Source organism: Hydromonas duriensis (assembly GCF_004363775.1).
Lineage (GTDB): Bacteria > Pseudomonadota > Gammaproteobacteria > Burkholderiales > Burkholderiaceae > Hydromonas > Hydromonas duriensis.
The window spans coordinates 53,890-77,539 of the sequence record NZ_SNZE01000011.1; the positions used below are offsets into that span (position 1 = coordinate 53,890).

The 23,650-nt window shown below is 49.1% G+C and carries 21 protein-coding genes; 12 read left to right on the forward strand and 9 right to left on the reverse strand.

Going from position 1 to position 23,650, the window contains the following annotated elements; genetic code table 11:
• Positions 1–19: 19 nt before the first annotated feature.
• Together DFR44_RS06550 and DFR44_RS06555 are read right to left on the reverse strand one after the other, a co-directional pair.
• Positions 20–889: a glycosyltransferase family 2 protein gene (locus DFR44_RS06550; RefSeq protein ID WP_133620309.1), complete on the reverse strand. Its 870-nt coding sequence runs from the start codon at positions 887–889 to the stop codon at positions 20–22.
• A gap of 14 nt (positions 890–903) precedes the next feature.
• The gene (locus DFR44_RS06555; RefSeq protein WP_133620311.1) at positions 904–1,842 is read right to left on the reverse strand and encodes a LysR family transcriptional regulator; all 939 of its coding nucleotides are present in this window, start codon (positions 1,840–1,842) and stop codon (positions 904–906) included.
• 126 nt (positions 1,843–1,968) lie between these two features.
• On the opposite strand from DFR44_RS06555, the gene DFR44_RS06560 reads away from it, so the two are divergent.
• The 4 genes from DFR44_RS06560 (at position 1,969) to DFR44_RS06575 (ending at position 5,986) form a co-directional block, all read left to right on the forward strand.
• Positions 1,969–2,688 (forward strand): pirin family protein, encoded by a 720-nt coding sequence (locus DFR44_RS06560; protein WP_133620313.1) that lies wholly within the window; start codon positions 1,969–1,971, stop codon positions 2,686–2,688.
• A 151-nt stretch (positions 2,689–2,839) separates the two neighbouring features.
• The gene (locus DFR44_RS06565) at positions 2,840–3,457 is read left to right on the forward strand and encodes a DUF4254 domain-containing protein (RefSeq protein WP_246012070.1); all 618 of its coding nucleotides are present in this window, start codon (positions 2,840–2,842) and stop codon (positions 3,455–3,457) included.
• A 34-nt stretch (positions 3,458–3,491) separates the two neighbouring features.
• Entirely contained in the window at positions 3,492–4,670 is a 1,179-nt protein-coding gene (gene waaC, locus DFR44_RS06570) for a lipopolysaccharide heptosyltransferase I (RefSeq protein WP_133620315.1), read from the forward strand.
• Complete coding sequence (locus tag DFR44_RS06575) at positions 4,667–5,986, forward strand: 3-deoxy-D-manno-octulosonic acid transferase (RefSeq protein WP_133620317.1); 1,320 nt, start codon at positions 4,667–4,669, stop codon at positions 5,984–5,986. The genes waaC and DFR44_RS06575 overlap by 4 nt, the downstream gene beginning before the upstream one ends.
• A gap of 65 nt (positions 5,987–6,051) precedes the next feature.
• Here the strand turns inward: DFR44_RS06575 and DFR44_RS06580 are convergent, their stop codons facing one another.
• From DFR44_RS06580 to rsmB, 4 genes are all read right to left on the reverse strand, one after another.
• Entirely contained in the window at positions 6,052–6,819 is a 768-nt protein-coding gene (locus DFR44_RS06580) for a response regulator (RefSeq protein ID WP_133620319.1), read from the reverse strand.
• Between the two features lie 88 nt (positions 6,820–6,907).
• The gene (locus DFR44_RS06585) at positions 6,908–9,184 is read right to left on the reverse strand and encodes an ATP-binding protein (protein ID WP_133620320.1); all 2,277 of its coding nucleotides are present in this window, start codon (positions 9,182–9,184) and stop codon (positions 6,908–6,910) included.
• A 39-nt stretch (positions 9,185–9,223) separates the two neighbouring features.
• Positions 9,224–9,814 (reverse strand): DUF4390 domain-containing protein, encoded by a 591-nt coding sequence (locus DFR44_RS06590; RefSeq protein WP_162845188.1) that lies wholly within the window; start codon positions 9,812–9,814, stop codon positions 9,224–9,226.
• 15 nt (positions 9,815–9,829) lie between these two features.
• Positions 9,830–11,269 (reverse strand): 16S rRNA (cytosine(967)-C(5))-methyltransferase RsmB, encoded by a 1,440-nt coding sequence (rsmB, locus tag DFR44_RS06595; RefSeq protein ID WP_133620327.1) that lies wholly within the window; start codon positions 11,267–11,269, stop codon positions 9,830–9,832.
• A gap of 388 nt (positions 11,270–11,657) precedes the next feature.
• Between rsmB and DFR44_RS06600 the strand changes: the two genes are divergently transcribed.
• The 5 genes from DFR44_RS06600 to DFR44_RS06620 all read left to right on the forward strand — a co-directional run bounded on the left by DFR44_RS06600 (position 11,658) and on the right by DFR44_RS06620 (position 19,117).
• A complete protein-coding gene (locus DFR44_RS06600) occupies positions 11,658–12,587 on the forward strand; it encodes a carbon-nitrogen hydrolase family protein (protein ID WP_133620330.1) in 930 nt (309 codons plus the stop codon).
• Between the two features lie 139 nt (positions 12,588–12,726).
• On the forward strand, positions 12,727–15,555 hold the full coding sequence (locus DFR44_RS06605) for an aminotransferase class I/II-fold pyridoxal phosphate-dependent enzyme (RefSeq protein ID WP_133620333.1): 2,829 nt from the start codon (positions 12,727–12,729) through the stop codon (positions 15,553–15,555).
• Between the two features lie 159 nt (positions 15,556–15,714).
• Positions 15,715–17,169 (forward strand): biotin carboxylase, encoded by a 1,455-nt coding sequence (locus DFR44_RS06610; RefSeq protein ID WP_133620336.1) that lies wholly within the window; start codon positions 15,715–15,717, stop codon positions 17,167–17,169.
• A 132-nt stretch (positions 17,170–17,301) separates the two neighbouring features.
• Positions 17,302–18,480, forward strand: coding sequence for a C45 family autoproteolytic acyltransferase/hydrolase (locus DFR44_RS06615; RefSeq protein ID WP_133620339.1), 1,179 nt, complete (start codon positions 17,302–17,304; stop codon positions 18,478–18,480).
• A 61-nt stretch (positions 18,481–18,541) separates the two neighbouring features.
• Positions 18,542–19,117, forward strand: coding sequence for a DUF1415 domain-containing protein (locus tag DFR44_RS06620; protein ID WP_133620342.1), 576 nt, complete (start codon positions 18,542–18,544; stop codon positions 19,115–19,117).
• Between the two features lie 140 nt (positions 19,118–19,257).
• Here DFR44_RS06620 and DFR44_RS06625 read toward each other — a convergent pair whose 3' ends face one another.
• The 3 genes from DFR44_RS06625 to ffh form a co-directional block, all read right to left on the reverse strand.
• Complete coding sequence (locus DFR44_RS06625) at positions 19,258–19,476, reverse strand: putative antibiotic biosynthesis monooxygenase (protein WP_133620345.1); 219 nt, start codon at positions 19,474–19,476, stop codon at positions 19,258–19,260.
• Positions 19,476–20,108: an isochorismatase family protein gene (locus tag DFR44_RS06630; protein ID WP_133620347.1), complete on the reverse strand. Its 633-nt coding sequence runs from the start codon at positions 20,106–20,108 to the stop codon at positions 19,476–19,478. Before DFR44_RS06630 ends, DFR44_RS06625 begins: the two co-directional genes overlap by 1 nt.
• A gap of 242 nt (positions 20,109–20,350) precedes the next feature.
• Entirely contained in the window at positions 20,351–21,742 is a 1,392-nt protein-coding gene (gene ffh / locus DFR44_RS06635) for a signal recognition particle protein (protein WP_133620367.1), read from the reverse strand.
• Between the two features lie 114 nt (positions 21,743–21,856).
• Here ffh and DFR44_RS06640 point away from each other — a divergent pair, with 114 nt between their 5' ends.
• From DFR44_RS06640 to ampD, 3 genes are read left to right on the forward strand one after another with little or no spacing between them, the layout of a single operon-like run.
• Complete coding sequence (locus DFR44_RS06640) at positions 21,857–22,399, forward strand: cytochrome C assembly family protein (RefSeq protein ID WP_133620349.1); 543 nt, start codon at positions 21,857–21,859, stop codon at positions 22,397–22,399.
• A 26-nt stretch (positions 22,400–22,425) separates the two neighbouring features.
• Positions 22,426–22,722 carry a PP0621 family protein gene (locus DFR44_RS06645; protein ID WP_133620351.1) on the forward strand — a complete coding sequence of 99 codons (297 nt, stop codon included), beginning with the start codon at positions 22,426–22,428 and terminating at the stop codon, positions 22,720–22,722.
• Positions 22,719–23,303: a 1,6-anhydro-N-acetylmuramyl-L-alanine amidase AmpD gene (gene ampD, locus DFR44_RS06650; protein WP_133620353.1), complete on the forward strand. Its 585-nt coding sequence runs from the start codon at positions 22,719–22,721 to the stop codon at positions 23,301–23,303. Before DFR44_RS06645 ends, ampD begins: the two co-directional genes overlap by 4 nt.
• The last annotated feature ends 347 nt before the right edge of the window (positions 23,304–23,650 follow it).

Sequence of the window (23,650 nt, forward strand, 5' to 3'; positions counted from 1 at the left end):
CGGCTCGAATAGGCATGCCTTAGCTCAGCAGCCGCTTAATGCGACCGCGCAAACGATGCCAGCGATACGCCCATCGGCTTGAGTCAGGCTCAGGCAACACAAGGGCTTGGGTTTGCACAACGTGCCCACGTTGGATGAAAAAGCGATCAAAGGTGCTGATGGTCATGCCCCATTTATTTAAAAATTGCTGGCGACCATTGTTTTTTTGTACCTTGCCTGTGCTTTTTGACATGAAATGATGCACCTTTGACGCGCCGACACCGATAAACACGCGACAACCTGCGTGCCACATTTTGATGGCGAAATCATTGTCACTCGCCATGCCTGGCGACAACTCACTGCTGTAACCACCTACTTTAATCCACCAGTCTTTGTGTACCAAGGTGGGGGGCCATGTTGAGCCATACCAATCCTCTTTGTGCAAATGCGTCGCATTGTTCGCAATGTCGCTTTTTAACTGTGCCTCATTGAACGTATGCGCGTCTTGCCCATAATCAAATCTAACCACACATGGGTTTCGTGTCAGTTTCGGCTCAATCATCGTTCCCGATAGCATCCAAGCCGTACCAACTGATGGTGGCAGCTGCTGCATATAATCGACCAAAGCAGTATCCCAATCGGGGCAGCAGTACATGTCGTCGTTCAGATACAAAATATAGTCAAATTTAGCCAGTGCTGCGCTTTGATTCACGGCCCAGCAAATGCCGATGTTCTCTTGTGAGTGCGTGTAGTCTAAGCCTTGCTGCTTGACCCACTCTAAAGTGCCGTCGCTGCCGTCATTCACGTGCACAATGATTTGGTGCTCAAAAGCAGAATTTTCGCGGATGCTGCGCACGCACAATTGCAGCAGTGATAAGTTATTCCAAGTGGGTAAAACGATTGAAAACATGGCTCTCCTTCTTATTATTGATGTTTAGCGCATTTTTTTGCTAGTTCTGCAAATTCTGCCTTTAAAAAATCAATCAAATGTTTAATGCGTGCAGGTGGGTTTCGTGCGGTGGTTAATGCATGTATTGGAATGGCTGGGCTGTGCCAATCGGGCAAAACAGGGACAAACACATCGTTGAGAATTTCTTTGTGTACCAATAATTCTGGAATCATCGCTACGCCCGCATTGGCAGCGCATAAAGAAATAATTACGCCCATATCGTTGGCTTGTAAATTGCCTTCGATGCGTAAATCAATTAACTCTTGTTCGCGTTGCAACATCAACTGTTGGCGTTGAGTATTTGTGCGCAATACGAGAAAGTTGCATTGTTTTAAGTCGTTGGGATGCCGCATCGGAGGCAAGCCCGCTAAATAACTCGGCGTGGCATATAATTTACTGGGCATTTGCAACAACGGCCATGCGTATAAATTTGAATCACTCAAATCGCCCATACGAATCGCCACATCAATTTGCTCTTTCACTAAATCCACTCGGTTCGAACTGAGGTGAAGCTCAATGCGAATGTTCGGATGTTTTTGTACAAATTGCGTCAATGGCTGGGCTAAATTTAAACGGGCAAAATCAGCCGTTGTGGCAATACGGATAACGCCTTGGATGCTGCTCGCGGCATCGGTCACCTCATTCACAGATGCTTGGACGGCATCCATTGCAGGCACAAGCTGCTGATAAAAAGCCTCGCCTGCGGGTGTCAGGCTAACATGGCGCGTATTGCGTTTAAACAACGGAACATTTAAACCTTTTTCAAGCGATGCGATTCGACGCGACAAGGTCGCAACGGGCAAATCCAAACGCTCAGCCGCGCGGCTAAAACCTCCCGCATCGGCCACTGCAATAAAGAGCTGGAGATTATCTAGAGAAACTTGTTTGCTGGGGTGGGAAATGCCTTGTGCCATGACGTGATAGTCTTAAGATTGTTTCAAAAATGAAAAAGTTATTTGGCATTCTACCGATTTATTACAAGCCGTGCAGGGCGTATACTTTTCATTGTTGCTATTTTAAATTTTTTAGGGGAACAGACCATGTTAGAAACACATTTATCCGATCAACGCGGTACAGCCGACCACGGCTGGCTTAAAGCCAAACACAGTTTTTCTTTTGCCAATTATTACAATCCTCGCCACATGGGGTTTGGCCCCTTGCGCGTCATCAATGACGACCGCATTGCTCCATCAATGGGGTTTGGTACGCACGGGCACGAGAACATGGAAATCATCACTTATGTCATGTCAGGTGAGCTTTCACATCGAGACAGCATGGGCAATCAAGAAAAAATCCCTGCGGGTGAAGTTCAAAAAATGAGTGCAGGCCGTGGTGTGCGCCATTCTGAATTTAATTCATCGGACAGCAGTGAGGTTCATCTGTTACAAATTTGGATTGAACCGAATGTACAGGGCATCGCGCCAGAATATGAACAGTTCACATTGGATGATTTACCCCTAACAGAAGGTTGGCGCGTGATAGCCGCGCCCAATGGCAAATGGCATGATGCCAAGGGTGCGATGCGTTTATATCAAGACGCCGCCTTGCTCTGCGCCCGCGCAACTGAGGCATCAAGTGAGTTGCAATACGTACTCGATGGGCAACGCGCGGCCTACATCCACGTTGCGACAGGTTCGGCAAGCGTAAACGGCATGACACTGCACGCGGGAGATGCCGTTAAGGTGTGGGACGAGTCGCTTATCAAAGTTGAGCTCCATGCCGATGCCCAAGTGTTGTTGTTTGATTTGCCTCGCCATTAAAACGCAGCTGTGTCGTCATAACGCGCACGTATTTCTACAATCGTTTTCCCACGTGTCGACGTGGGTTTTTCTTACTCAAGTCCATACAAATCACTCATCGAATGGCGATATAATATAGACCTTATTTCAACAACTCTGAACGGATGAGACCATGAGCGCAGACACGTTTTTTGCAGACATTAAAGCCCAACACGTTATGGCATATCACGATGCGGCCCTCAATAAAGCTGACTTCACGTCCGCCCCGCCTCAATTCAATCAAGGTGTTTGGGCGTGGATTGAAGCCAATCATTTTAATAACGCGTCTTTATGGGCCGAGGAAGATTTGGCACGTCGCACCACGGTGTCATCTGATGAAATCGCTCAAAATAAACGTCGCATTGATGGCTTTAATCAAGCACGCAATGATGCGACCGAACGCGTGGATGAAGAGATTTTAGTGCGCATGCCCGATTTGGGTGACAAACGTGCAACCGCGCGACTGAACAGCGAAACAGCGGGTGCGATGGTTGACCGCATGTCAATCATGAGTCTAAAAATCAAAGCCATGCGCGCACAAACTGTGCGCACAGATGTGGATGCCGAGCACATTGCCAAATGCACCAGCAAACTCAATACGCTGATTGAACAACGCCAAGATTTGGGCGGCTGCTTGGACACCTTAATCGCCGACATGCGAGATGGTCGTGCGTATTACAAAATTTACCGTCAATTCAAGATGTATAACGATGCCACTTTGAATCCCGAGCTGGTCAAAGAATCAAAATAAATCATCGACATCAACAATTGAGCGACCGCTTTAGATGCGCACTTTAAAAATTTTATTGGTTAAAACCAGCTCCATGGGCGACTTGGTTCACGCCCTGCCTGCTGTGACGGACATCGTCCGCGCCTACCCGAATGCGCAAATTGATTGGCTGGCAGAACGTCCTTTTGATGCCATTGCGCGTTTGCATCCCGCCGTGCACAAGGTCATTCCGATTGCATGGCGCAAGTGGCGCAAAACACTGTGGCGCAGCGACACCCGTCAATCCATCCATGATTTTTGGCTCAACTTGCGCAGCGAGCATTATGATGTGGTCATTGACTTGCAAGGTCTGGTTAAAAGTGCCGTCATGTCGCGCATGGCGAAACTTAGTCACCACACATCGGATGACTTCGGTACACCCAATTTGCATTTGGGCTACAGTGGCTATGATGGCAAAAGCATTCGTGAACCGATGGCCGCGCGAGCGTATCATCACCGATTCAATGTCTCTCGCCAAGATTCTGCCGTCTCGCGCAACCGACAACTGGCGGCCGCCGTTCTCGGTTATCCTCTAAATGACGCCATTGATTTTGGCCTGCACACATTAGCCATGCCAAGAGATTGGACTTTTTTAGGCGCACACCACGTCACGCCTGCACCACCGTGGGTCGCCATAATTCATGGCGCCAGTCGTGACGAGAAACTATGGGACGAAGCGAACTGGCTTGAACTCATTAAACACGTGGCGACACAAGGACAACGCTGTCTGTTGCTTTGGGGAAGCCAAGCTGAGCGCATGCGCAGTGAAAGGCTCTATGAGGCAGCGGTACAAGCACATATCGCAACTGAGTTGTTGCCCATCGTACCCCCGTTTTTAACCATCTTGCAAGTTGCGCAATGTTTAGCCGCCAGCCAGTCTGTGGTCGGGCTGGACAGTGGCTTTACGCACTTAGCCGCGGCCTTGGCTCGTCCAACCGTGGGCATTTACGCAGATTTTGACCCCCAACTCGCCGCATTGATGGGCGTGAATTATTGCATAGGCTTGGGCGGTGTGGGTACACCTCCCACTGCAGAAATAGTCATCAAACAGCTCATGTGCGCACAACATTTTGACCAAGAGTATCGACATCTCTGGGCCGATGGGCAAATACAACGCATCACGCGCTCAAGTGCCTCTCGACCAGACGCTGTGTTGCATCACATGCAATTAAAAGATAACGAGGATAACGTATGAAGGGGTTGATGGTAGTTGTCTACAGCATCGTATTGTTTGTCTTGCAACCATTTGCATGCATTTACTTGTTGTTGCGGGCGCGTAAACAACCCGAATATGCGAAACATTGGCATGAGCGTTTTGCACTGTATTTACACCAACGCCAACACCCCTCGCCGCTGCGCATTTGGATTCATGCCGTTTCTTTGGGCGAAACCCGTGCCGCCGCGCCTTTGATTGAAGCGCTGTACGCCCAGTCGCCGCAAGCCCATGTCATTTTAACGCACACCACGCCGACGGGACGGGCGGCGGGGCAGTCGTTGTTTGCCACATATCTTGCCGATGGTCGCATGAGCCAAGTGTATGTGCCATACGATACTTATGGTGCTGTCTCGCGCTTTTTTAGAACCTTTGCGCCAACCCACATTTGGGTCATGGAGACTGAAGTGTGGCCAAACATGGTTGCGACTGCCAACCGACTTCATATTCCCATCCACTTGGTCAATGGTCGTTTGTCGAAAAAATCATTTAGACAAACATTAAGCTTCTATTGGTTGATGGGGCATGCTTATAAAGGTTTTAATGGCATTTGCGCACAAACACCAATCGACTCAGTACGCTATCAAAAGTTGGGGGTATCCGCCAACCGCATTACCGTGACGGGTAATTTAAAATTTGACATGCGTCCACCCAAGCCTCAAATTGAAGAAGGGCGGCGACTGAAACGGTTTATCGGCAATCGTTCGGTTGTCATGCTGGCGTCGACACGGGACGGCGAAGAGTCGCAGTGGCTTAGTGCTTTAAAATACCTGAAAAACTTTTTCCCAAACGTACAGTGGTGGGTTGTGCCGCGCCATCCTCAGCGTTTTAATGATGTGTCGCAACTGATTGAGCAATCAGAACTGTTTCCAACACCCGTGGTACGCAAAAGCATGCTCGAGAACTTAAGTGATGGTGAGATTCAGACACAGCTTGCCCAAACAGATGTCGTACTCGGTGACACAATGGGGCAAATGTTTATGTATTACACGATTTCGGATGTGGTGATGATGGGGGGGGCTTGGTTACCGCTCGGTGGTCAAAATTTCCTTGAGCCGTTATCCATCGGTAAACCCACACTCATTGGTCCGCACACATTCAATTTTGGACAAATTACGGTAGATGCCACTAAGGCAGGGGCTTTATTGCAATGCCACAGCATGGTTCAAGGGCTTGAAATTGCATCGAACCTATTAAACAACTCTGAGCAAAACACGTTACAACAGCACAGAGCCGAAGCTTTTTGCCTAGCCCACCAAGGTGCCGTGAAACGCACGTTGTCGATATTGCAACCATAAATCCCAGTGTTTACAACACAATTAGGTCGCAACATAAAATAAAAAACGAGCAGGGCGCTCGTTTTTTATTTATTTTTACTGCCTTTGCTAATCGCAATATTCAACTGTTTTAATTTCCGATATAAGTGCGTTCGCTCCAAGCCTGTCTTTTCAGCGACTCGTGTGATATTTGAATTTTCTTGGCGCAAATGATATTCAAAATAAATGCGCTCAAAATGATCCCTCGCTTCACGCAACGGCAACTCTAAGTCCAAAGTGGACAGCTCCTGCGCACTGGGCGTTAAAGACGGGACTGCGATTGCGCTGACTTCATTTGAAGTGGTGTCCGTTGCGGCAGAAGCGCTTTGACTTTGAGGCGAAACCGTCGCAGCGGTTTCAGTTGGGGCCCCCATCGAATCGGTGGGGTGAGTTCTATTCGTGTTGCCCGTCCCCAGTTGTTGATTGACCACTTTTTTAATGTCTGGCGGGGTTGAGCGCAACAAACCTTGTTGCACGGTATGCAATAATTTTTGTAAGGTAATTGGTTTTTCGAGAAAGTCGAGAGCACCAATGCGCGTGGCTTCAACAGCGGTCTCAATGCTCGCATGCCCACTCATCATGACCACAGGCATCGTCAACTGACCGTTGAGCGCCCATTCTTTGAGCAAGGTCACACCGTCCGTGTCGGGCATCCAAATATCCAACAACACCAAATCGGGACGCGATGCATTGCGTGCCGCTCGCGCTTGCGTGGCGTTTTCAGCAAGCATCACCACATGCCCTTCATCATAGAGAATTTCAGAGAGCAATTCGCGGATGCCCATTTCATCGTCGACAACCAAAATATTTGCCATTTATGTGTCCACCTGTTGGGTTATGGAAATACAAAAAAAATCATAATTACGTTTGTTTTTATCAAAAAGTGTTCATTTAACATACAATTTATATCAAGCGTGGTGTGTCATTGACACCAAAATTTGAGTTGTCTGTTTGCAACACATTTAAGAACAGTATATCAATTTGTGCACCTAAAATCTCATTTTGTCCATCATTTTTTGTATGGTTTTTTACAGTGATTTTACCATGATGCGCATCAATGATTTTTTTGACCACAGGCAAGCCTAAACCTGTCCCCCCACTTTTGGTGGTGTTGTAAGGTTCAAACATCCGCGCGAGGATTTTTGGGCTAAAACCCGTGCCGTAATCACGGATGCTAAAGCCAACGGCTTGACTATGAATCAAGCTGTCACTTTGTAGCTCAACCTTGTTGGTCGATAACTCAACCACGGGCAAAACGCCTGTTTCATGCGCTTCAATCGCGTTTTTAATCAAGTTATGCAAGACTTGGCGAAGCTGCTGCGCATCCGCTAAAATCAAAGGCAACGATTCAGCTAAATCAGCGTGAATACGATATTTCACGCCCTCTCCCGCTTCATATAAAGTCAAAATCTCCCGCAATAACTCGTTCAAGTCCAAGGCAGAAAATGCAATTTCAGGGGCTCGCGCATAGTTGCGAAATTCATCCGCCATGTTTTGTAAGGCCATCACTTGATTGACAATGGTTCGTGTACTGCGTTCAAGTAAATATTGGTCAGCCTCTTCCAATTTGTCATGTAACTTCATGTTTAAGCGTTCAGCTGACAATTGAATCGGCGTTAAAGGGTTTTTTATTTCATGCGCCAAACGCCGAGCGACTTCACCCCAAGCCAAGGTGCGCTGTGCCGAAACAATCGGCGAAATGTCATCGCAAACCAAGACGATGCTGTCTTCACCATCCTCAGCGATAAAGCGAGAACCTTGTACGGAGACAGTTAAGTCATCGGTATGCTGTGCGCGATTAAAGGTTAAATTTTGTTGGATACGCCAATTGTTGCTATCGGTGGCATGGTTGGCGTGATTGCGCATGGCTTCTTGAATGGGCTCAAACAAAGGTGCTAAAACATCAATCTGCGCCATGTATTGCCCAACACAAGGGGTTAAATCGGTCTGAAACATACGGTTTGCGCTGCGATTAAATGACTCAAGCATAAAATCATGGTTAAACACCAGTACGCCTGATGACAAATTATCTAAAACAGCCTCAGAGTACGCTTTGGCGGCTTCTAATTCTTTTTGGTTGTGTTGCAATGACAGTTGTGTGACATTCAGTTGTTGCGCCATATCACCAAACGAATCCACCAATTGAATCAGCTCATCCGACCCTTTCACGCGTTGCGGTACTAGAGCATAATGCCCCGTTGCCACCATGCGAGTGGCTTGTGCAAGCCACAAAATCGGTTGAATCATGCGATTGGCAATTAAAAAAGCCGCCGCCAACGCCGCCAACATCGTCAACAACAAAGTCACCGATAAAGTAACTCGGTATAAATTACGTAAACTGGTGCGAGAGGACTCCGTGGCTTGATAGTCGCGCAAGCCGTTCTGAATATCCAAAACTTTTTTCGCAAAATTAATCGGCATCACACGTTGAGCGTATAAATAATGCGCTTGCCCAGTTGCTTTTGGAATTTCTTTAATGGCATGAATCACGGGAGGTAACGGCACGTTTTCACCATCTTGAGCATCGGACTCATCCTCTACCCAAGTCCAGCCCTCTTGGCTTTTTGCCATCATTTCAGGCGTAATGCCTGACAATACGTGGTTATCGAGCTGCGAACCATCGCTGTTTTGCCACAAAGGCTTACCTTGCTTATCGAAGGCCGCCATCGCTTGCCAACGGTATGTTTTCAGCCATGAGTCAATATGCAAAGATGAGGCTTGGTCGGCATTCTGACCTTGCAATTCAAGCGAGACCCGTTCCAAATTGTCTCGCGTTTGCTCACTGGCCCGAGACAGACCCTCACGCCCAAAATTCAGTCCCGCTTCAAGAGCTGTGTCGAGCTTCAAATTAAACCATGTGTCAATCGTGCGCGAGACAAACATGGTGGAAATCAAAAACAGCAAAATACTGGGAATAATACCCAATAGGGCAAACGACAAAGCAAAGCGAGTCAATAACCGAGTGCCAAAGACATTTTGGCGCAAGCGCCGCCACAGCCACACCGCTAAAAAGCCAAGCAACGTGAGCATCACGATAATGGTGCCAACATTCAAGGCCAACAAAATTGAATATTGCTCTTGAAAATTGGAGCTGCTCCGCGTGGCTAAAGCAAGCGCGACCAATAAGCCTGTGCCTAAAGCCATGGTGCCGATGAAAAAACTTTTGAGGTATTTATTCATAAAACCAAACAAAAATCCAAACGCTCGTTGTTTGTATCCTTATCGAGGCGTGAAATTGAAACGATACCAACCCGAATCCAGCCCCCAGCCTTGTTGAGTCAAGGAGTTCAGTTGATAAGTGCGAGGTAGACGCGCGGTATTGAGCGACATGCGAATCGAAGCGTTGTACTGCTCGCCTGTATTCATTTGGTTGCTACTTAAGACACGCCATTGGCTGGGTCTTGAGGCAAATAACACGCATTCGCTCAATGTGCTAAAGCGGTATTGGTCCGCCCCGACGGCCACACGGTATTGTTGAGTTAAGCTGTTATAAGAAATGCGATAGTCGCGCCGTGCCGATACCACATCTTCATTCGTCCAATACCAGCGCGGGCGCGCAAGCTCAAACTCGACGGTGAACGTGATGGGCGTGCCATGATTGATGGCTTCTTGTAATTGTTGCGGCATTGAAAATCGAAAATCGGCATTCACCGCATATCCGCCGTCTGATTGACGAGTTAAAGTCGCGTATTGGGTCGAAATGGCGGCGTGCGCAGGCACAGACATCAACAGCGAAGCACACACCCATATCCACACCAAACAGACGCGTTGCCAGCGTCTAGTCAGGGTTGAATTTTGAAGTGTTTGCATAAGCGCCATACGGTATCAATTTGATGTTTTGGTTAATGCGGCGTAATAAAACCCATCGTGGTTACGTGTTTCAGTTTGGGTGGGTATCAATTGTCCCTCGCCATGCTGCAGGGGCTGCAATGCGGGCAATTCCAAGCGTTGCGCGTTTGGCGTATGCGCCAAGAATGCAGCGATAACCTGCTCGCCTTCTTCGGGAAAAATGGAACACGTACAATACAACAAACGTCCGCCCACTGCGACGGTTTTCCACATTGTACGCAAGAGTTGGGCCTGTTGTCTCGCCAAACCTTCCAAATCGTTGGCCTCACGCAACCAACGTATGTCGGGGTGACGACGAACAATGCCGCTGGCCGAACACGGTGCATCCAACAACACGCGGTCAAACGCCTCTCGATTCCACCACTGGTGCGCATTATTGGCATCCACCACTAAAATATCCGCTTCTAAATCCAAACGATGTAAGTTATCGGCAATGCGTGCTGCGCGTGCTTCATCTTTTTCAATCGCCGTCAATTGAACGTCATAGCGTTCTAAAATATGGCAGGTTTTACCTCCTGGCGCGGCGCATGCATCCAACACACGCATGCCGTCGTGAACATCCAATAAGTCGGCGGCGATTTGCGCACCCGCATCTTGAACCGACACACCGCCATCGGCAAACGCTGGCAAATCAGCCACACCACAGGGCTGGCTTAGCACAACCGCTTGCGCACTTAATGTGGGCATGCCTTGTGCAATCAGTCCGTCTTCTTTGATGTAATCAATGTACTCATCAGCCGTGCCGCGTCTCGCATTCACCCGCAATGTCATGGGTGGATGGGTATTGCCAATGCTTAAAATGCTTTGCCAATCATTGGGATAATTACGTTTCACCGCATCTATCCACCACTGCGGATAATTCCATGTTGCCACCTCATCGGTCAACGCATCCGCTTGCCATGCCTCACGCTCACGTAAAAAACGGCGCAAAATCGCGTTGACTAAGCCCTTCGCGTGTGGCTTCATATTAATCGCCGCTTCAACCGCTTGGTCAACTAAAACAAATTCACTTTCTTGCTCCAACGCCAGTTGCGTCAAACTGACCGACAGCAATGCTTGTAACCAAGGGCCGGGCAAATTGCTCACCGCCCGCTTCACCCAAAATTGGCTCGTGCCCCAATGACGCATCGCCTCAAAGCACAAGCGTTGTACGTTGGGACGTGCACCATCGGCCATATCAACGACCGTTAATGCGTGCTGCATCGAATAACCTTGTTGCACCGCCATCACAATATGCGCCGCCATGGCAAGTTGATACGCCAGCGATGTGCCTGCCAAATTGTAAACACGCACATCCTCTAAGCGCATGCGCTCATGAGTAGCGGTCTGTTTGATATGCTGAGGGGCGGTGCGTGGACGGTGGCGAGCAGACGAGTGGTGCTGCGGGCGTTTTTTGTGAGGTTGGCTTTGAGTCATGGCTTTTGAGTATTTAAAGAGTAAAGCGAAGCATAACAAATAAGCGCGGTAGATGATAGCTTTTGAGTTTCATTTGCGGTGGTTGGCGGTGTGTTTGCCAAGCAATATCCGATGATTTTATGTTGCATTGCCGCATTTAATCACACTAAAAATCTCAAAAAATGACAATTAAGTCCTTGAAATAAAAGACATTGACAGCCCGAGAGTGGCGCGGTTAAACTGTGCCTTCATTTCGTGCGCAAGCCTTGTTTTAAAAGGGTTTGCGCGATTTTTTATAAAAGCTTTTAGTGTTAATCGATGGCTCGTTGGTGTTTTTTACTGTATGGACTGACGATTCACAGTGAAAGTTTATGCGCTTTGAAACAAGAAAACCAAAATAAGGATAAGCATGACGATTTTAGGCATCGCGGGCATTCAAATGCCTGTTTCGGCGATAGCGGACAACATTGATATGATGGAGCGCTATGTTGCACACGTGCGTAAGCGTTTCCCTTGGGTAACGGTCATGGTGTTTTCTGAGTTGTGCGTGTTTGGCTCAAACCCGATACATGCGCAGACCATGCCGGGTGAGGCCGAACAACGCCTACAAACCATTGCGGCCAAATATGGCATGTGGTTGATACCCGGCTCGATGTTTGAGCTTTTAGACGGCTGCGTATTCAATACCACTCCCATTATTTCACCTGATGGCGTCGTGGTTGACCGCTATCGCAAGATGTTCCCATTTTTTCCATACGAGCAAGGCATCACTGCGGGCAATCGCTTTGTGGTGTTTGACATCCCAGACGTGGCGCGAATTGGCGTGTCGATTTGCTACGACATGTGGTTTCCAGAAACCACGCGCACATTGGCGTCAATGGGGGCTGAAGTCATCATTCACCCCACCATGACCGATACCATCGACCGTGAAGTTGAACTGGCGATGTGTCGCGCGGCCGCGGCACAAAATCAAGTGTATTTCTTTGATGTCAATGGCGTGGGCGATGGCGGCGTTGGACAATCTTGCGTGGTTGACTGTTCGGGTTATGTGGTGCATCAGGCTTCAACGATGCCCGAAATCATGGCGGTTCAAGTTGATGTCGGTAAAGTGCGTCGCGAGCGTGAAACAGGTTTGCGAGGTTTGGGGCAAGTGCTCAAATCATTCCGCGAGCGGCCCGTTGAATTTGACGTGTACAACCGAGCCTCGTCTGTCGATGATTATTTGTACACCCTTGGCCCTCTGAAAAAGCCAGGTCGTAATTTAAACGATGGTTTAAACGAAGACAAAGAGGGCGACCCTTTGGCGAAATCCATGGAAATCAGCGGCCCAATGGGTTAAAGAGGGAAGAGGCGAAGCGTGTGTCGTTTGATGCGCGCTTTTTTTACAACGCCAGTCCCCAAAAAACAGCCACACACCTACCTGAACATACACAACACACAAAGTTTACAAGACCATTTAAATAAAAACAGGAGTCAATATGAGCAAAAGCAAAGCAGACAATTTATCCCTTAACAAATACCGCAGCGTTTGGGAAATGCGAGACGATGGTTGGATTGTGCTCACTGATGGTTTGGCTCGACTATTAGATTTTAAACCCCAGACCGCCGATTTTGAAAAGCAACGCGCCAGCGTAGCCGCCGCTTTGTTGTTGCTCGCGCCGATTGAAGGTTATTGGGCTTTCCCAGGTCGCCACTTATTTAACGACATCATCCGCTGGTTTGAAGAGGGCGACTACATCCGCGCTCATAAAGCTGTTCGCCGCATCAATCGAATGCTCTCAGACAAAACATATCGCCACCGCCCGTTCAATATCGAAGAAGCGCCCGAAGACATCGACATCGTTAAAGAAGAGGAAGCTGAACGCGAAGCGCAAATCGCGCAACCTTATTTTGAAGTGCTGGTTGTTGGTGATTTAACGGCCGATGAGCATGACGCATTACGCGACCGCGTGCGCCGCGCGCGCCGCAAAGATGACCCATTCGTATACGATGTGGTGGTCGCGCCGACATTTGAAGACGCCATGATTGCCACGTTATTCAACTTCAACTTGCAGGCGTGCATCATCCGCCACCAATTTCCATTTAAATCTGAATATCAACTCGATTTTGTGCACAACATGCTCGATGGTTTAAATGCAGACAATGTCGAACGACTGCCCGACTCCGAACGCGGCATCATGTTGGGTAAACAAATTCACAACTTACGCCCCGAAATGGACTTATACCTCGTCACGGACGTATCCGCTGCCGAAGTGGGCGCAAAGGTCGGGGATGTCTTCAAACGGGTGTTTTTCCGTGACGAAGACGACACCGAGTTATACACGTCCATCCACCGTGGTGTGTCTGAACGTTACCGCACGCCGTTTTTTAACGCGCTCAAAGAGTACTCACGCCAACCCACAGGCGTATTTCACGCCTTACCTATTTCGCGTGCCAAATCGATTATGAACTCCAGTTGGATTCACGACATGGCGCAATTTTATGGTCTCAATGTATTCATGGCCGAAACATCCGCCACCAGCGGCGGCTTAGATTCTTTGCTTGAACCTGTTGGCCCGCTCAAATTGGCTCAAGAATATGCGGCACGAGCATTCGGCGCAAAAAAAACCTTCTTCGCCACCAATGGCACATCCACTGCCAATAAAGTGGTGGTACAGGCCATCGTCAAGCCTGATGACATCGTCATCATTGACCGCAACTGCCACAAATCGCATCACTATGGCATGGTACTGGCAGGGGCGCATGTGGCTTACCTTGACTCGTATCCATTAAACGAATACTCAATGTATGGCGCCGTGCCGATTCGTGACCTCAAGCGCACCTTGTTGCAATACAAAAAAGCGGGCACGCTCGACCGCGTGCGCATGATATTGCTCACCAACTGCACATTTGATGGCGTGGTCTACAATGTAGAGCGCGTGATGGAAGAATGTTTGGCGATTAAACCTGACCTCGTGTTTTTATGGGACGAGGCATGGTTTGCCTTTGCGCGTTTTCATCCGACCTATCGCCACCGTACCGCCATGGCGACGGCCGCGACTTTAAAAGCAAAATTCAAAAGCGCGGCATACGCCAAGCAGTACGCTGCGTTTACCGAACAATTCACCGAAGCGGATTGGGATGATGAAGGCAAAGTGTTGAACACGCGCCTCATGCCCAACCCTGAATTGGCTCGCATTCGGGTGTACGCCACGCATTCGACACACAAAACATTGACCTCATTGCGCCAAGGTTCAATGATTCATGTCTGGGATCAAGACTTCAAAGACAAAACCGAAGAGGCCTTCCACGAAGCCTACATGACCCACACTTCCACATCGCCCAACTACCAAATCCTCGCCTCGCTTGATGTCGGTCGTCGTCAAGTTGAGTTGGAAGGATATGAGTTGGTGCAACGTCAAATTGACCTTGCCATGACCTTACGCGAGCGTGTGGCCTCGCATCCGCTGCTGAAAAAATACTTTTCATTCCTCAAAGTGGCCGACATGATTCCCGAGCAATACCGCAGCTCAGGCGTAGATGCGTATTTCTCGGTCGAAAACGGCTGGGCCAATATGGAAAGCGCGTGGATACAAGATGAGTTTGCGCTGGATCCATCGCGTCTGACGCTGGCGATTGGTGCTACAGGCATTGATGGCGACACCTTCAAAACCGCCTATTTGATGAACAAATATGGCATCCAAATCAACAAAACCAGTCGCAACTCTGTACTGTTCATGACCAATATCGGTACGACCCGCTCATCGGTCGCTTATTTGATTGAAGTCTTGGTGAAAATAGCGCAGGAAATTGACGAGCGCGTCGAAGATATGAGCGCGGTTGAAAAACGCATTCACGAAAAACGCGTCAATTCACTGACCAAAGACCTGCCGCCGTTGCCTGACTTCTCGCACTTTCATCCCGCATTCCGCCACAGCACGCGCCAATCCATCGTGCTTCAGGAGAAAGCGGAGAAAAAAGGACAAAAAGTCAAAACCAAAGTTGAAAAAGACCAGTGCATCATCACCCCAGATGGCAATATTCGCCGCCCGTTTTTCTTGTCGTATGATGAAGAAAATTGCGAATATTTCCCATTTGAGGAATTGCACGCTGAGATTAAAAAAGGACGCGCCGTGGTCTCCGCCATGTTTGTGATTCCTTACCCCCCGGGTTTCCCGATTTTAGTTCCAGGTCAAGTCATCAGCAAAGAAATTGTCGAGTTCATGGAAGCATTGGACGTGAAAGAAATTCACGGCTATCGTCCAGAGCTGGGTTTTAGGGTGTTCACCGAGCGCGCGCTACAAACGGTGATACAACCCGAAGACTGACAATCAAGGGCGCAATTGGCACATGCAAATTCATAAAGCAAAATGTTAAAAAAATGCACAACATATTGCTTGTTGTTTAACCAATTGCGCCCTGACAGCAGCACGTATTAAACCCATAAAATCATACAAAAAAACCATACAAAAGAGACAAGAGACACAATGGACATCATTCGCAACGTATCTGATTTGAACCTATTTTTTCATCGCAACGAAAGACCGATTTATTTCATCAGCGCGACCAACTTCAACCTTAACGGCATAGACCGCTGGGTGCGTCGCTTCCGCCACATCAACTACATTGATTGTTTTGACGGTCGCCATCCAAACGTTTTCGTGCCCGCAAAGCTGCCACACGAAGAGTTTGAATCGATTGAAGACATCAATAACTACTTGTTGCAACACAAGGCTGTCATCGACTACATCGAGCGCAACGGCGGCAACCCCGCAGCGGTTTTTTTAATGTTTGACGAAAAAACCGAAGAGCTGTGCAAAGAAATTGGCTTGGACTTATGGTTTCCCTCAGCCGCCTTGCGCACGCGCTGCGACAACAAAATGGAAACCGTACGCATTGGCAATAAAGCAGGCGTGCCTTCCGTGCCCAACGCCTTGGAAAAAGTAGACAGCTACGAGCATCTCATGCAAATCGCCGAACGCCACGGCTTAGGGCAACACTTGGTGGTGCAATCGGCATTCGGTGACTCAGGGCACACCACGTTTTTTATCAGCAGCAAAGCTGATTTTGAACAACACGCCAACGACATCATCAACGACCCCGAGGTCAAAATCATGAAACGCATCAACTGCCGAGGCGCAACGCTAGAAGCGGTCGCAACGCGTTCGGGCACATTGGTTGGCCCGCTGTTGACCGAAGTGGTCGGGGCAAGCGAGCTCACCCCATACAAAGGCGGCTGGTGTGGTAACGAAGTGTTTGCAGGCGCATTTACAGAAGAGGTTAGGCTCAAGGCGCGTGAGTTGGCGATGAAGTTTGGTGACCAACTGCTCGAAGAGGGGTATCGCGGTTATTTCGACCTCGACTTTCTCATCGACAAAGACACCAATGAAGTGTACTTAGGCGAACTAAACCCGCGCATTTGTGGCGCATCGCCCATGACCAACCATGCTGCGTTTGCCTACGCCGATGCCCCGCTGTTTTTGTTTCACCTGATGGAATTCTCAGGCGTGCCTTACGAGTTGGACACCAAAACATTAAACGCGCGTTGGGCCGAGCCGCATTTTATTGACAGTTGGAGCCAAGTCGTCATCAAGCACGTTGAAAGCAATGTGGATGTCGTCACGCACGCTCCGCCGTCTGGTATCTATCGCATGTCCGAAGACGGTGCGGTCTCGTACCATCGCTTTGATTACAATCGCCAAGCGATTGACTCGGAGCGTGAAGCCTTTTTTCAACGCATCACAGGCCCGGGTGACTATCGCTACGAAGGCGCGGACTTGGGCATTCTCATCACCCGTGGTCGCTCAATGAATGACGACTTCCGCTTAAATTTACGCGCACGGGATTGGATTGGCGGCATCAAAAAGTACTACAGCGGTGCACCGATTATCAGTACACCCGATATGTATGCGCCGACACCAGGCTCATTTAAAATCTTGTAAAATGGCGGGGCAGACCCAAAAAATTGATTCTAAATGGATTGAGTTTTTTGGGTTTTTTGCATGTTTGATACTGTTTTTTCAGCACTTTAATTCAGCTCTTTCATTGAAGTGAATGTTTAAGAAAATAAACTCATGAGTTTTTCCACCATCCACTTTCGCGCTTACCAAGAAGAGCAGGCGGGCTTTAAATGGCAGGCGCGTGCGCGACATTTTTGGCCCGCATACGAGCGTTGGTATGGTTGGGGTGGGCTGACGCGCCGACCCAGCTATCTCGCCTGTCGTCGTGCCATGCGCACACACATGCCCGAACTCGTGCCGCTGTACGAAACACTCACAGAGATGCTCGGCGGCGAAGATGCGCAAGCACGGTTTTTGAGTTTATGGACGCCACCTCCCTTCATCGCGGGGTGCTCACAAGCGATTTGGCGCAATCCTGCAGGTGGTGCAGGCGCGTTACTGCGCAATTATGATTTTTCGCCCGCCCTTCTCGAAGGCTCAATATTTTCAACCCAATGGCACCAGCAGCGTGTCGTTGCCATGAGCGATTGCATCTGGGGCGTACTGGACGGCATGAACGCATCGGGCGTATCTGTATCGCTGTCATTCGGTGGACGCACGGTGGTGGGCGAAGGTTTCGGCATCCCTGTTATTTTGCGTTATGTGCTCGAATTTGCCAGCAGCGGCCGCGAGGCGGTTGCCATGTTGTGTCGCATCCCAAGTCACATGTGCTATAGCGTGACTGTTTTGGACAAAACGGGTTTTTACGCCATCGTTCACCTTGCCCCTGACCGCCCCACCCAAGTGGTGTATGACCAAGTGGTCACCAATTTTCAAGGCGAAGTCATGTGGCTCGCCCACGCCCGCGCCACCCGCAGCGTTGAGCGCCGAGATGCTTTGCAAAATCACATCAACCAGCACAGCAGTTTAGAAGACATGCAAAACGCCCTCATGCGCCCGCCCGTTTTTCAAACCTCATTTCACCGAGGCTACGGCACGTTATACAGCGCCGTGTATTTACCCGAGCAAAATTGCGTTGATTTTTTATGGCCATCCTATCGTTGGCGACAAACACTCGACGCTTTTGAAGAGGGCGTTGTCAAAGTTGATTACGGCGTTACTTATCTTGAACACATGGCGGGCGCAGAGCGTGAAGCGGTCACCACGCCATCTGAACGCGTAGGCGCAGATGTCGCGTGGATGGACGATGTCATTCAGCCGCATGAATGCGTGCGCTTAGAAGTGGTTGAAGGCGCATCCAATGTCAAACACATCCCAAGTGCGGGTGATGGGTATGCGTGGGGTGTAGAATAAACAAGATTCGCAGCACATCCGCACGCACTATTTATTCAATCAATACGAAACGTTATACCCCATGAATACACCACACAACAGCACCGATACCGACGACCTCGTTAAAGCGCGCACCCATGAATGGCTTGAAAAAGCCGTGATTGGATTAAACTTTTGCCCTTTTGCCAAATCCGTCTATGTCAAGCAACAAGTCCACACAGTCATCAGCCGAGCCGCTGATGCCGACACCATTCTGTTGGAGCTTCAAACCGAACTGGAAGCGCTCAATAAAAGCGACCCGCAACAACGCGACACCACGCTACTGGTGCTGCCTGACTCATTCAAAGACTTTTTGGCGTTTAATGACTTCATCGACTTTACAGATGAACTGCTGCGTATAATGGGTTTGACAGGCACGCTACAAATCGCCCATTTTCACCCGCAATTTCAATTTGCAAATACAGAACCAGACGACATCAGCAATTACACCAACCGCGCGCCTTATCCGATTGTTCATTTATTGCGCGAAAGCAGTATCGACCGCGCCGTTGCCAGTTTTTCCGATGCAAGTGAGATTTACGAACGCAATATTCAAACGCTCAACGCCCTCGGACGGGCAGGCTGGCAAGCCCTGTTTAATCGTTCGCCATCGGCCTAAACATAAATAGCCGCATCCGCGATTTAATCTAAAAAATAGGCAAAAAATACAAATGGTGTGCATTTGCACACCATTCATTTAAATCAACACTCAGCTGCTCGACTGCTGGTGCTGATATATGTCACGCTTTTATTAATTCGCTAAGACACCAGCCAACGGTGAGTCAAGCGCATGGCCCATGGCAAGGCAAACGTCAACACGATACACATCGACGCCACCGCCAAGACATCATGCAATAAAAATGGGATGTCACCCAAAAGCGGCAAAATGCCGCGATTGAGCAGCTCCACCGTCGGGAATACCACTGCAAACGTGACCAGCATGGACTTCCAACGCTTAGGCGTATTCACAGTAGACATTAGCGCAAGTTACCTTGTGCAAACGCACCATAAACGCCCTCTTTCTCAAAGGCCTCAAAAAATGCGCCTGATACAGGGTTGGTGTAATCACCCAACATGCTGGTAATCATTGGCGTAACGGTCATGATTTCGATGCCCGCTTTTTGCAACAAATCACGGCAGTTTTGCGCCGCAATTTTCGTGCATGCAGCAGAAATATCAAGCAAAGCCACTACGTTAAAGCCTTCAGCTTGAGCTGACAATGCGGGCGGAACCAAGCACACATCCGTCGTCAAGCCACCCATGATGATGTTTTTCTTGCCTGTCGCGTGCACCGCTTCGGCGAACTTGGGGTCATCCCAAGCATTGATAACGCCCGTGCGTTGAATACGTGCTTCATATTCGGCGGGCAAAATTTCTTGAAACTCAGGCAACAAAGGGCCTTGCGCTTGAGTTTCCATGCTGCTCGTCAAGACCACTGGGATGCCCGCGCTCTTCGCAAAACGCGCCATGACACGCACCCACATTTTCAATTGGTCGCGTCCCGCCTCATTGGCCAGCTCACCCGCCCAGCCTATGGTGCCGACTTGGTGGTCAACTAACACCAAAGCCGTGTTGTCTACTTTGAAAGTTGAATGATTTGTTGCTTGCATCGTGTGATTCCTTTTTTAAATATTAGTTATGAAAGTGGCAGATTCATGCCACCGACAAAATTGTTAATTTATATAAAACAACATAACATTTTGCCGCGACTCGAATTATAGTAAAGAATAAATAAGTCTGCAGAGGGCGCAAAAAATGCCCACAATATCATCGTGGGCATGGTTCTGCGTGTTGCTTTGTGCGTTTTGTTGTGATGGATGCTGTTTTTATCGCACAGGTTTTTTAGGCTAAATTAAAACGGCATCTTCCCGCCGCCCATCATGTTCTTAATCCCCTTCATGCCGCCCATCATTTTCATCATCTTACCCATGCCGCCACCTTGAAATTTTTTCATCATGTCGCGCATTTGTTCGTATTGCTTGAGCATTTTATTCACTTCTTGCACATGCAGGCCCGCGCCTTGAGCGATGCGGCGTTTGCGTGAGGCTTTGATGAGTTCAGGCTTGGCGCGTTCAAGCGGGGTCATCGAGTTGATGATGCCTTCGGTGCGGCGCAGTTGCTGGTCGGCTTTATCCATGTCAATGTTGCCTGCACCTTGGGTCATTTGGCTCGGTAGTTTGTCCATCAGGGTGGCGACGCCGCCCATTTTTTTCATTTGAGCCAGTTGTTCTTTAAAGTCGTTTAAATCGAAACCTTTGCCTGATTTAATTTTTTTGGCGAGGGCTTGCGCTTGTTCCATATCGACGTTCTTGTGCGCTTCTTCGACGAGGGAGATGATGTCGCCCATGCCGAGAATGCGTTGCGCCATGCGGTCGGGGTGAAAAGCGTCAAGGCCGTCAATTTTTTCAGAGACGCCGACAAATTTAATCGGCTTGCCTGTGATGTGGCGCACGGATAAGGCCGCGCCACCGCGTGAATCGCCGTCGAGCTTGGTGAGCACCACGCCTGTTAAGGGCAGGGCATCGTTAAAGGCTTTAGCGGTGTTGACAGCGTCTTGACCGGCCATGGCGTCAATGACGAATAGGGTTTCGATGGGTTTAAGTTGCGCGTGTAGGGCGGAAATTTCGTTCATCATCACTTCGTCAATGCCGAGACGACCTGCGGTATCGACCAGTAAAACGTCGATATAGTGTTTCTTGGCATAATCCAGTGCGGCGGCGGCGATGTCTGCGGGCTTTTGCTCAGGCGTAGAAGGAAAAAACTCTGCACCCGATTGCGCAGTGACGCTTTTGAGTTGTTCAATCGCGGCGGGTCGGTAGACGTCGCACGAAACGGTCATGACCTTTTTCTTTTGCTCGACCAAGCGCTTGGCAAGCTTGCCGACCGTGGTGGTTTTACCTGCACCTTGCAAACCCGCCATGAGCACAATAGCAGGTGGGGTGGTGGCGAGGTTGAGTTCAACCGCACGCGCGTCGTATTCACCGCCGATGAGGTTGACCAGTTCGCCATGCACGATGCCGACGAGGGCTTGACCAGGGGTCAGGCTGCTGATGACTTCTTCGCCAAGGGCTTTTTCTTTAATCTTGGCAACAAAATCTCGCACAACGGGCAAAGCAACGTCGGCTTCGAGCAAGGCCATGCGCACTTCGCGCAACATCTCGGCGGTGTTTTCTTCGGTCAGACGCGCTTGACCGCGCATGGTTTTGATGATTTTGCTAAAACGGGTGCTTAAGTTGTCGAGCATGTCGGTGTCCTGCGGTTTGATGAAAAAGTATACAATGTCGTTTATTGAAAGCAATGCCGCAGCCGTTGATGCGAGCACGCCAATCTTTAAATCAATTTTAATCAGTTTGTATATATGAAAACAATATTGTACCTTGTGCGCTGGGTTTTGGGGATGTTGCTGATGAGCAGTTTGTCGGTGTGGGCGAGTGCGGGTGAGTCGAGCGTGATGGGGGCGCATGTTGTGGCGGCTGTTTTGACCTCGGGAATTTTTATAGCGGCATTTTTCACCGCGGTGGCGTTGTGGTTCCAAACTCGACGCTTGCATGACATTCGCAATGCGGGCGGGTCTTCAAAGTGGATGGCTATTTTGCCGCCTGTATTGCGCATGGAGCGGATTTTATTCAGCCTGTTATGGGCTGGCTTTGCTTTGCTGACTGCGCTGGTGCTGTCGGGCATGTTTTTTGGTGAGGTGGTCTGGGGGCGGGCGTTGGTCTTTAATCATAAGGTCGTTTTCACCTTGGTGGCATGGGTGGTGTTTGGCGTGCTGCTATTGGGGCGCGTTATGGCAGGCTGGCGTGGCTTGGTCGCAGTGCGCGCAACTATATTCGGATTTGCCCTCTTGTTTTTGGCGTATGCGGGCACACATTTTGTATTGGACGTTTTATTAAGACGCTAATTAGACGATTTGACTGAAAGAGCCTGATGAAATTTATTGTGATTTTAGTGGTGTGTGCTTTAATTGGTTACGCCATGCTTCAAAAATGGCGGAGCATTCCGCCGCAAACCAAACAAATGTGGGCGGCGTTGTTCGGCATCGCCAGCGCGTTGCGACAAGCAAAAAAACAACCGCGCCCAAATGGCAGCGCTCCAGTACGTGGGACGCAGCAAGTGTCGAATGGTCTCATGCTGCCTTGCGCACGTTGCGGGCTGCATGTGCTTGAGAGTGAAGGCGTGCATTCGCAAGGGCAATTTTATTGCAGCACGGAGCACAGTAAATGAGCGTGTTGTTTCAAGTAAATGAAGATGGCTGGTGTGCGGCCGCGCGACGTGTTGAGTCGCCTAACTTCGATGCGCGCCCAGATGGCATGCCAATTGAACTGCTTGTAATTCATAATATCAGCTTGCCACCCAGCCAGTTTGGTGGTGACTGGATAGACGATTTGTTCTTAAATCGACTCGACCCCAATGCACACCCCTATTTTGCCACCATCCACCAGTTTGAAGTGTCATCACATTTTCTCATTAAGCGTGATGGCCTATTGACTCAATATGTGTCGTGCAACAATCGAGCGTGGCACGCAGGAGCGTCTCAATGGCGCGGACGTGCGCGATGCAATGATTTTGCAATTGGCATCGAATTAGAAGGCGACGACTATAGTGCATTTGAAGAAGCTCAATATGCAACCCTTGCATTACTCACTCAGGCATTAAAACAACGCTATCCAGTATTGCATGGGGTGGCTGGGCATAGCGAGATTGCCCCCGAGCGAAAAACAGACCCTGGAGTTTATTTTAATTGGGAGCGGTACATGCAAGATGCGCACCTAGAAAATGAATGGCGCAGGGTGGTATTAAAATAAAACGGCCGAAGGTGCAAAAACTTCTTGACAGAAATGTTTGATGTGTTCATAATCTCGCTTCTGTTGTGGCCGAGGTCGCAGCAGGATGCGAAGGTTGTGCAGTGTTGAGTTTTAGGCGGTTTATTGGTTGTGAAATATTTGCAAAAAATAAATTAAAAAAAGCTTGACGGAATAAAAAAACTGCTTCATAATCTCGCTTCTGTTCTGAGCGAAGTTTAGAGCGAAAGCAGCAAAGCGACTGAGTGTCAAGACGCTCAGTTAAGACAAGATCTTTAAAAATTAACAGCCGATAAGTGTGGGCGTTTATGGTTCAGTCGAGTGACAAGTCACTAGACGTTAAACCAATA

What these genes read in the sequence shown, in the direction of transcription:
- DFR44_RS06550 (WP_133620309.1), bottom strand. Translation starts at nt 889, where the DNA reads ATGTTTTCAATCGTTTTACCCACTTGGAATAACTTATCACTGCTGCAA.
- DFR44_RS06555 (WP_133620311.1), bottom strand. Translation starts at nt 1,842, where the DNA reads ATGGCACAAGGCATTTCCCACCCCAGCAAACAAGTTTCTCTAGATAAT.
- DFR44_RS06560 (WP_133620313.1), top strand. Translation starts at nt 1,969, where the DNA reads ATGTTAGAAACACATTTATCCGATCAACGCGGTACAGCCGACCACGGC.
- DFR44_RS06565 (WP_246012070.1), top strand. Translation starts at nt 2,840, where the DNA reads ATGAGCGCAGACACGTTTTTTGCAGACATTAAAGCCCAACACGTTATG.
- waaC (WP_133620315.1), top strand. Translation starts at nt 3,492, where the DNA reads ATGCGCACTTTAAAAATTTTATTGGTTAAAACCAGCTCCATGGGCGAC.
- DFR44_RS06575 (WP_133620317.1), top strand. Translation starts at nt 4,667, where the DNA reads ATGAAGGGGTTGATGGTAGTTGTCTACAGCATCGTATTGTTTGTCTTG.
- DFR44_RS06580 (WP_133620319.1), bottom strand. Translation starts at nt 6,819, where the DNA reads ATGGCAAATATTTTGGTTGTCGACGATGAAATGGGCATCCGCGAATTG.
- DFR44_RS06585 (WP_133620320.1), bottom strand. Translation starts at nt 9,184, where the DNA reads ATGAATAAATACCTCAAAAGTTTTTTCATCGGCACCATGGCTTTAGGC.
- DFR44_RS06590 (WP_162845188.1), bottom strand. Translation starts at nt 9,814, where the DNA reads ATGCAAACACTTCAAAATTCAACCCTGACTAGACGCTGGCAACGCGTC.
- rsmB (WP_133620327.1), bottom strand. Translation starts at nt 11,269, where the DNA reads ATGACTCAAAGCCAACCTCACAAAAAACGCCCGCAGCACCACTCGTCT.
- DFR44_RS06600 (WP_133620330.1), top strand. Translation starts at nt 11,658, where the DNA reads ATGACGATTTTAGGCATCGCGGGCATTCAAATGCCTGTTTCGGCGATA.
- DFR44_RS06605 (WP_133620333.1), top strand. Translation starts at nt 12,727, where the DNA reads ATGAGCAAAAGCAAAGCAGACAATTTATCCCTTAACAAATACCGCAGC.
- DFR44_RS06610 (WP_133620336.1), top strand. Translation starts at nt 15,715, where the DNA reads ATGGACATCATTCGCAACGTATCTGATTTGAACCTATTTTTTCATCGC.
- DFR44_RS06615 (WP_133620339.1), top strand. Translation starts at nt 17,302, where the DNA reads ATGAGTTTTTCCACCATCCACTTTCGCGCTTACCAAGAAGAGCAGGCG.
- DFR44_RS06620 (WP_133620342.1), top strand. Translation starts at nt 18,542, where the DNA reads ATGAATACACCACACAACAGCACCGATACCGACGACCTCGTTAAAGCG.
- DFR44_RS06625 (WP_133620345.1), bottom strand. Translation starts at nt 19,476, where the DNA reads ATGTCTACTGTGAATACGCCTAAGCGTTGGAAGTCCATGCTGGTCACG.
- DFR44_RS06630 (WP_133620347.1), bottom strand. Translation starts at nt 20,108, where the DNA reads ATGCAAGCAACAAATCATTCAACTTTCAAAGTAGACAACACGGCTTTG.
- ffh (WP_133620367.1), bottom strand. Translation starts at nt 21,742, where the DNA reads ATGCTCGACAACTTAAGCACCCGTTTTAGCAAAATCATCAAAACCATG.
- DFR44_RS06640 (WP_133620349.1), top strand. Translation starts at nt 21,857, where the DNA reads ATGAAAACAATATTGTACCTTGTGCGCTGGGTTTTGGGGATGTTGCTG.
- DFR44_RS06645 (WP_133620351.1), top strand. Translation starts at nt 22,426, where the DNA reads ATGAAATTTATTGTGATTTTAGTGGTGTGTGCTTTAATTGGTTACGCC.
- ampD (WP_133620353.1), top strand. Translation starts at nt 22,719, where the DNA reads ATGAGCGTGTTGTTTCAAGTAAATGAAGATGGCTGGTGTGCGGCCGCG.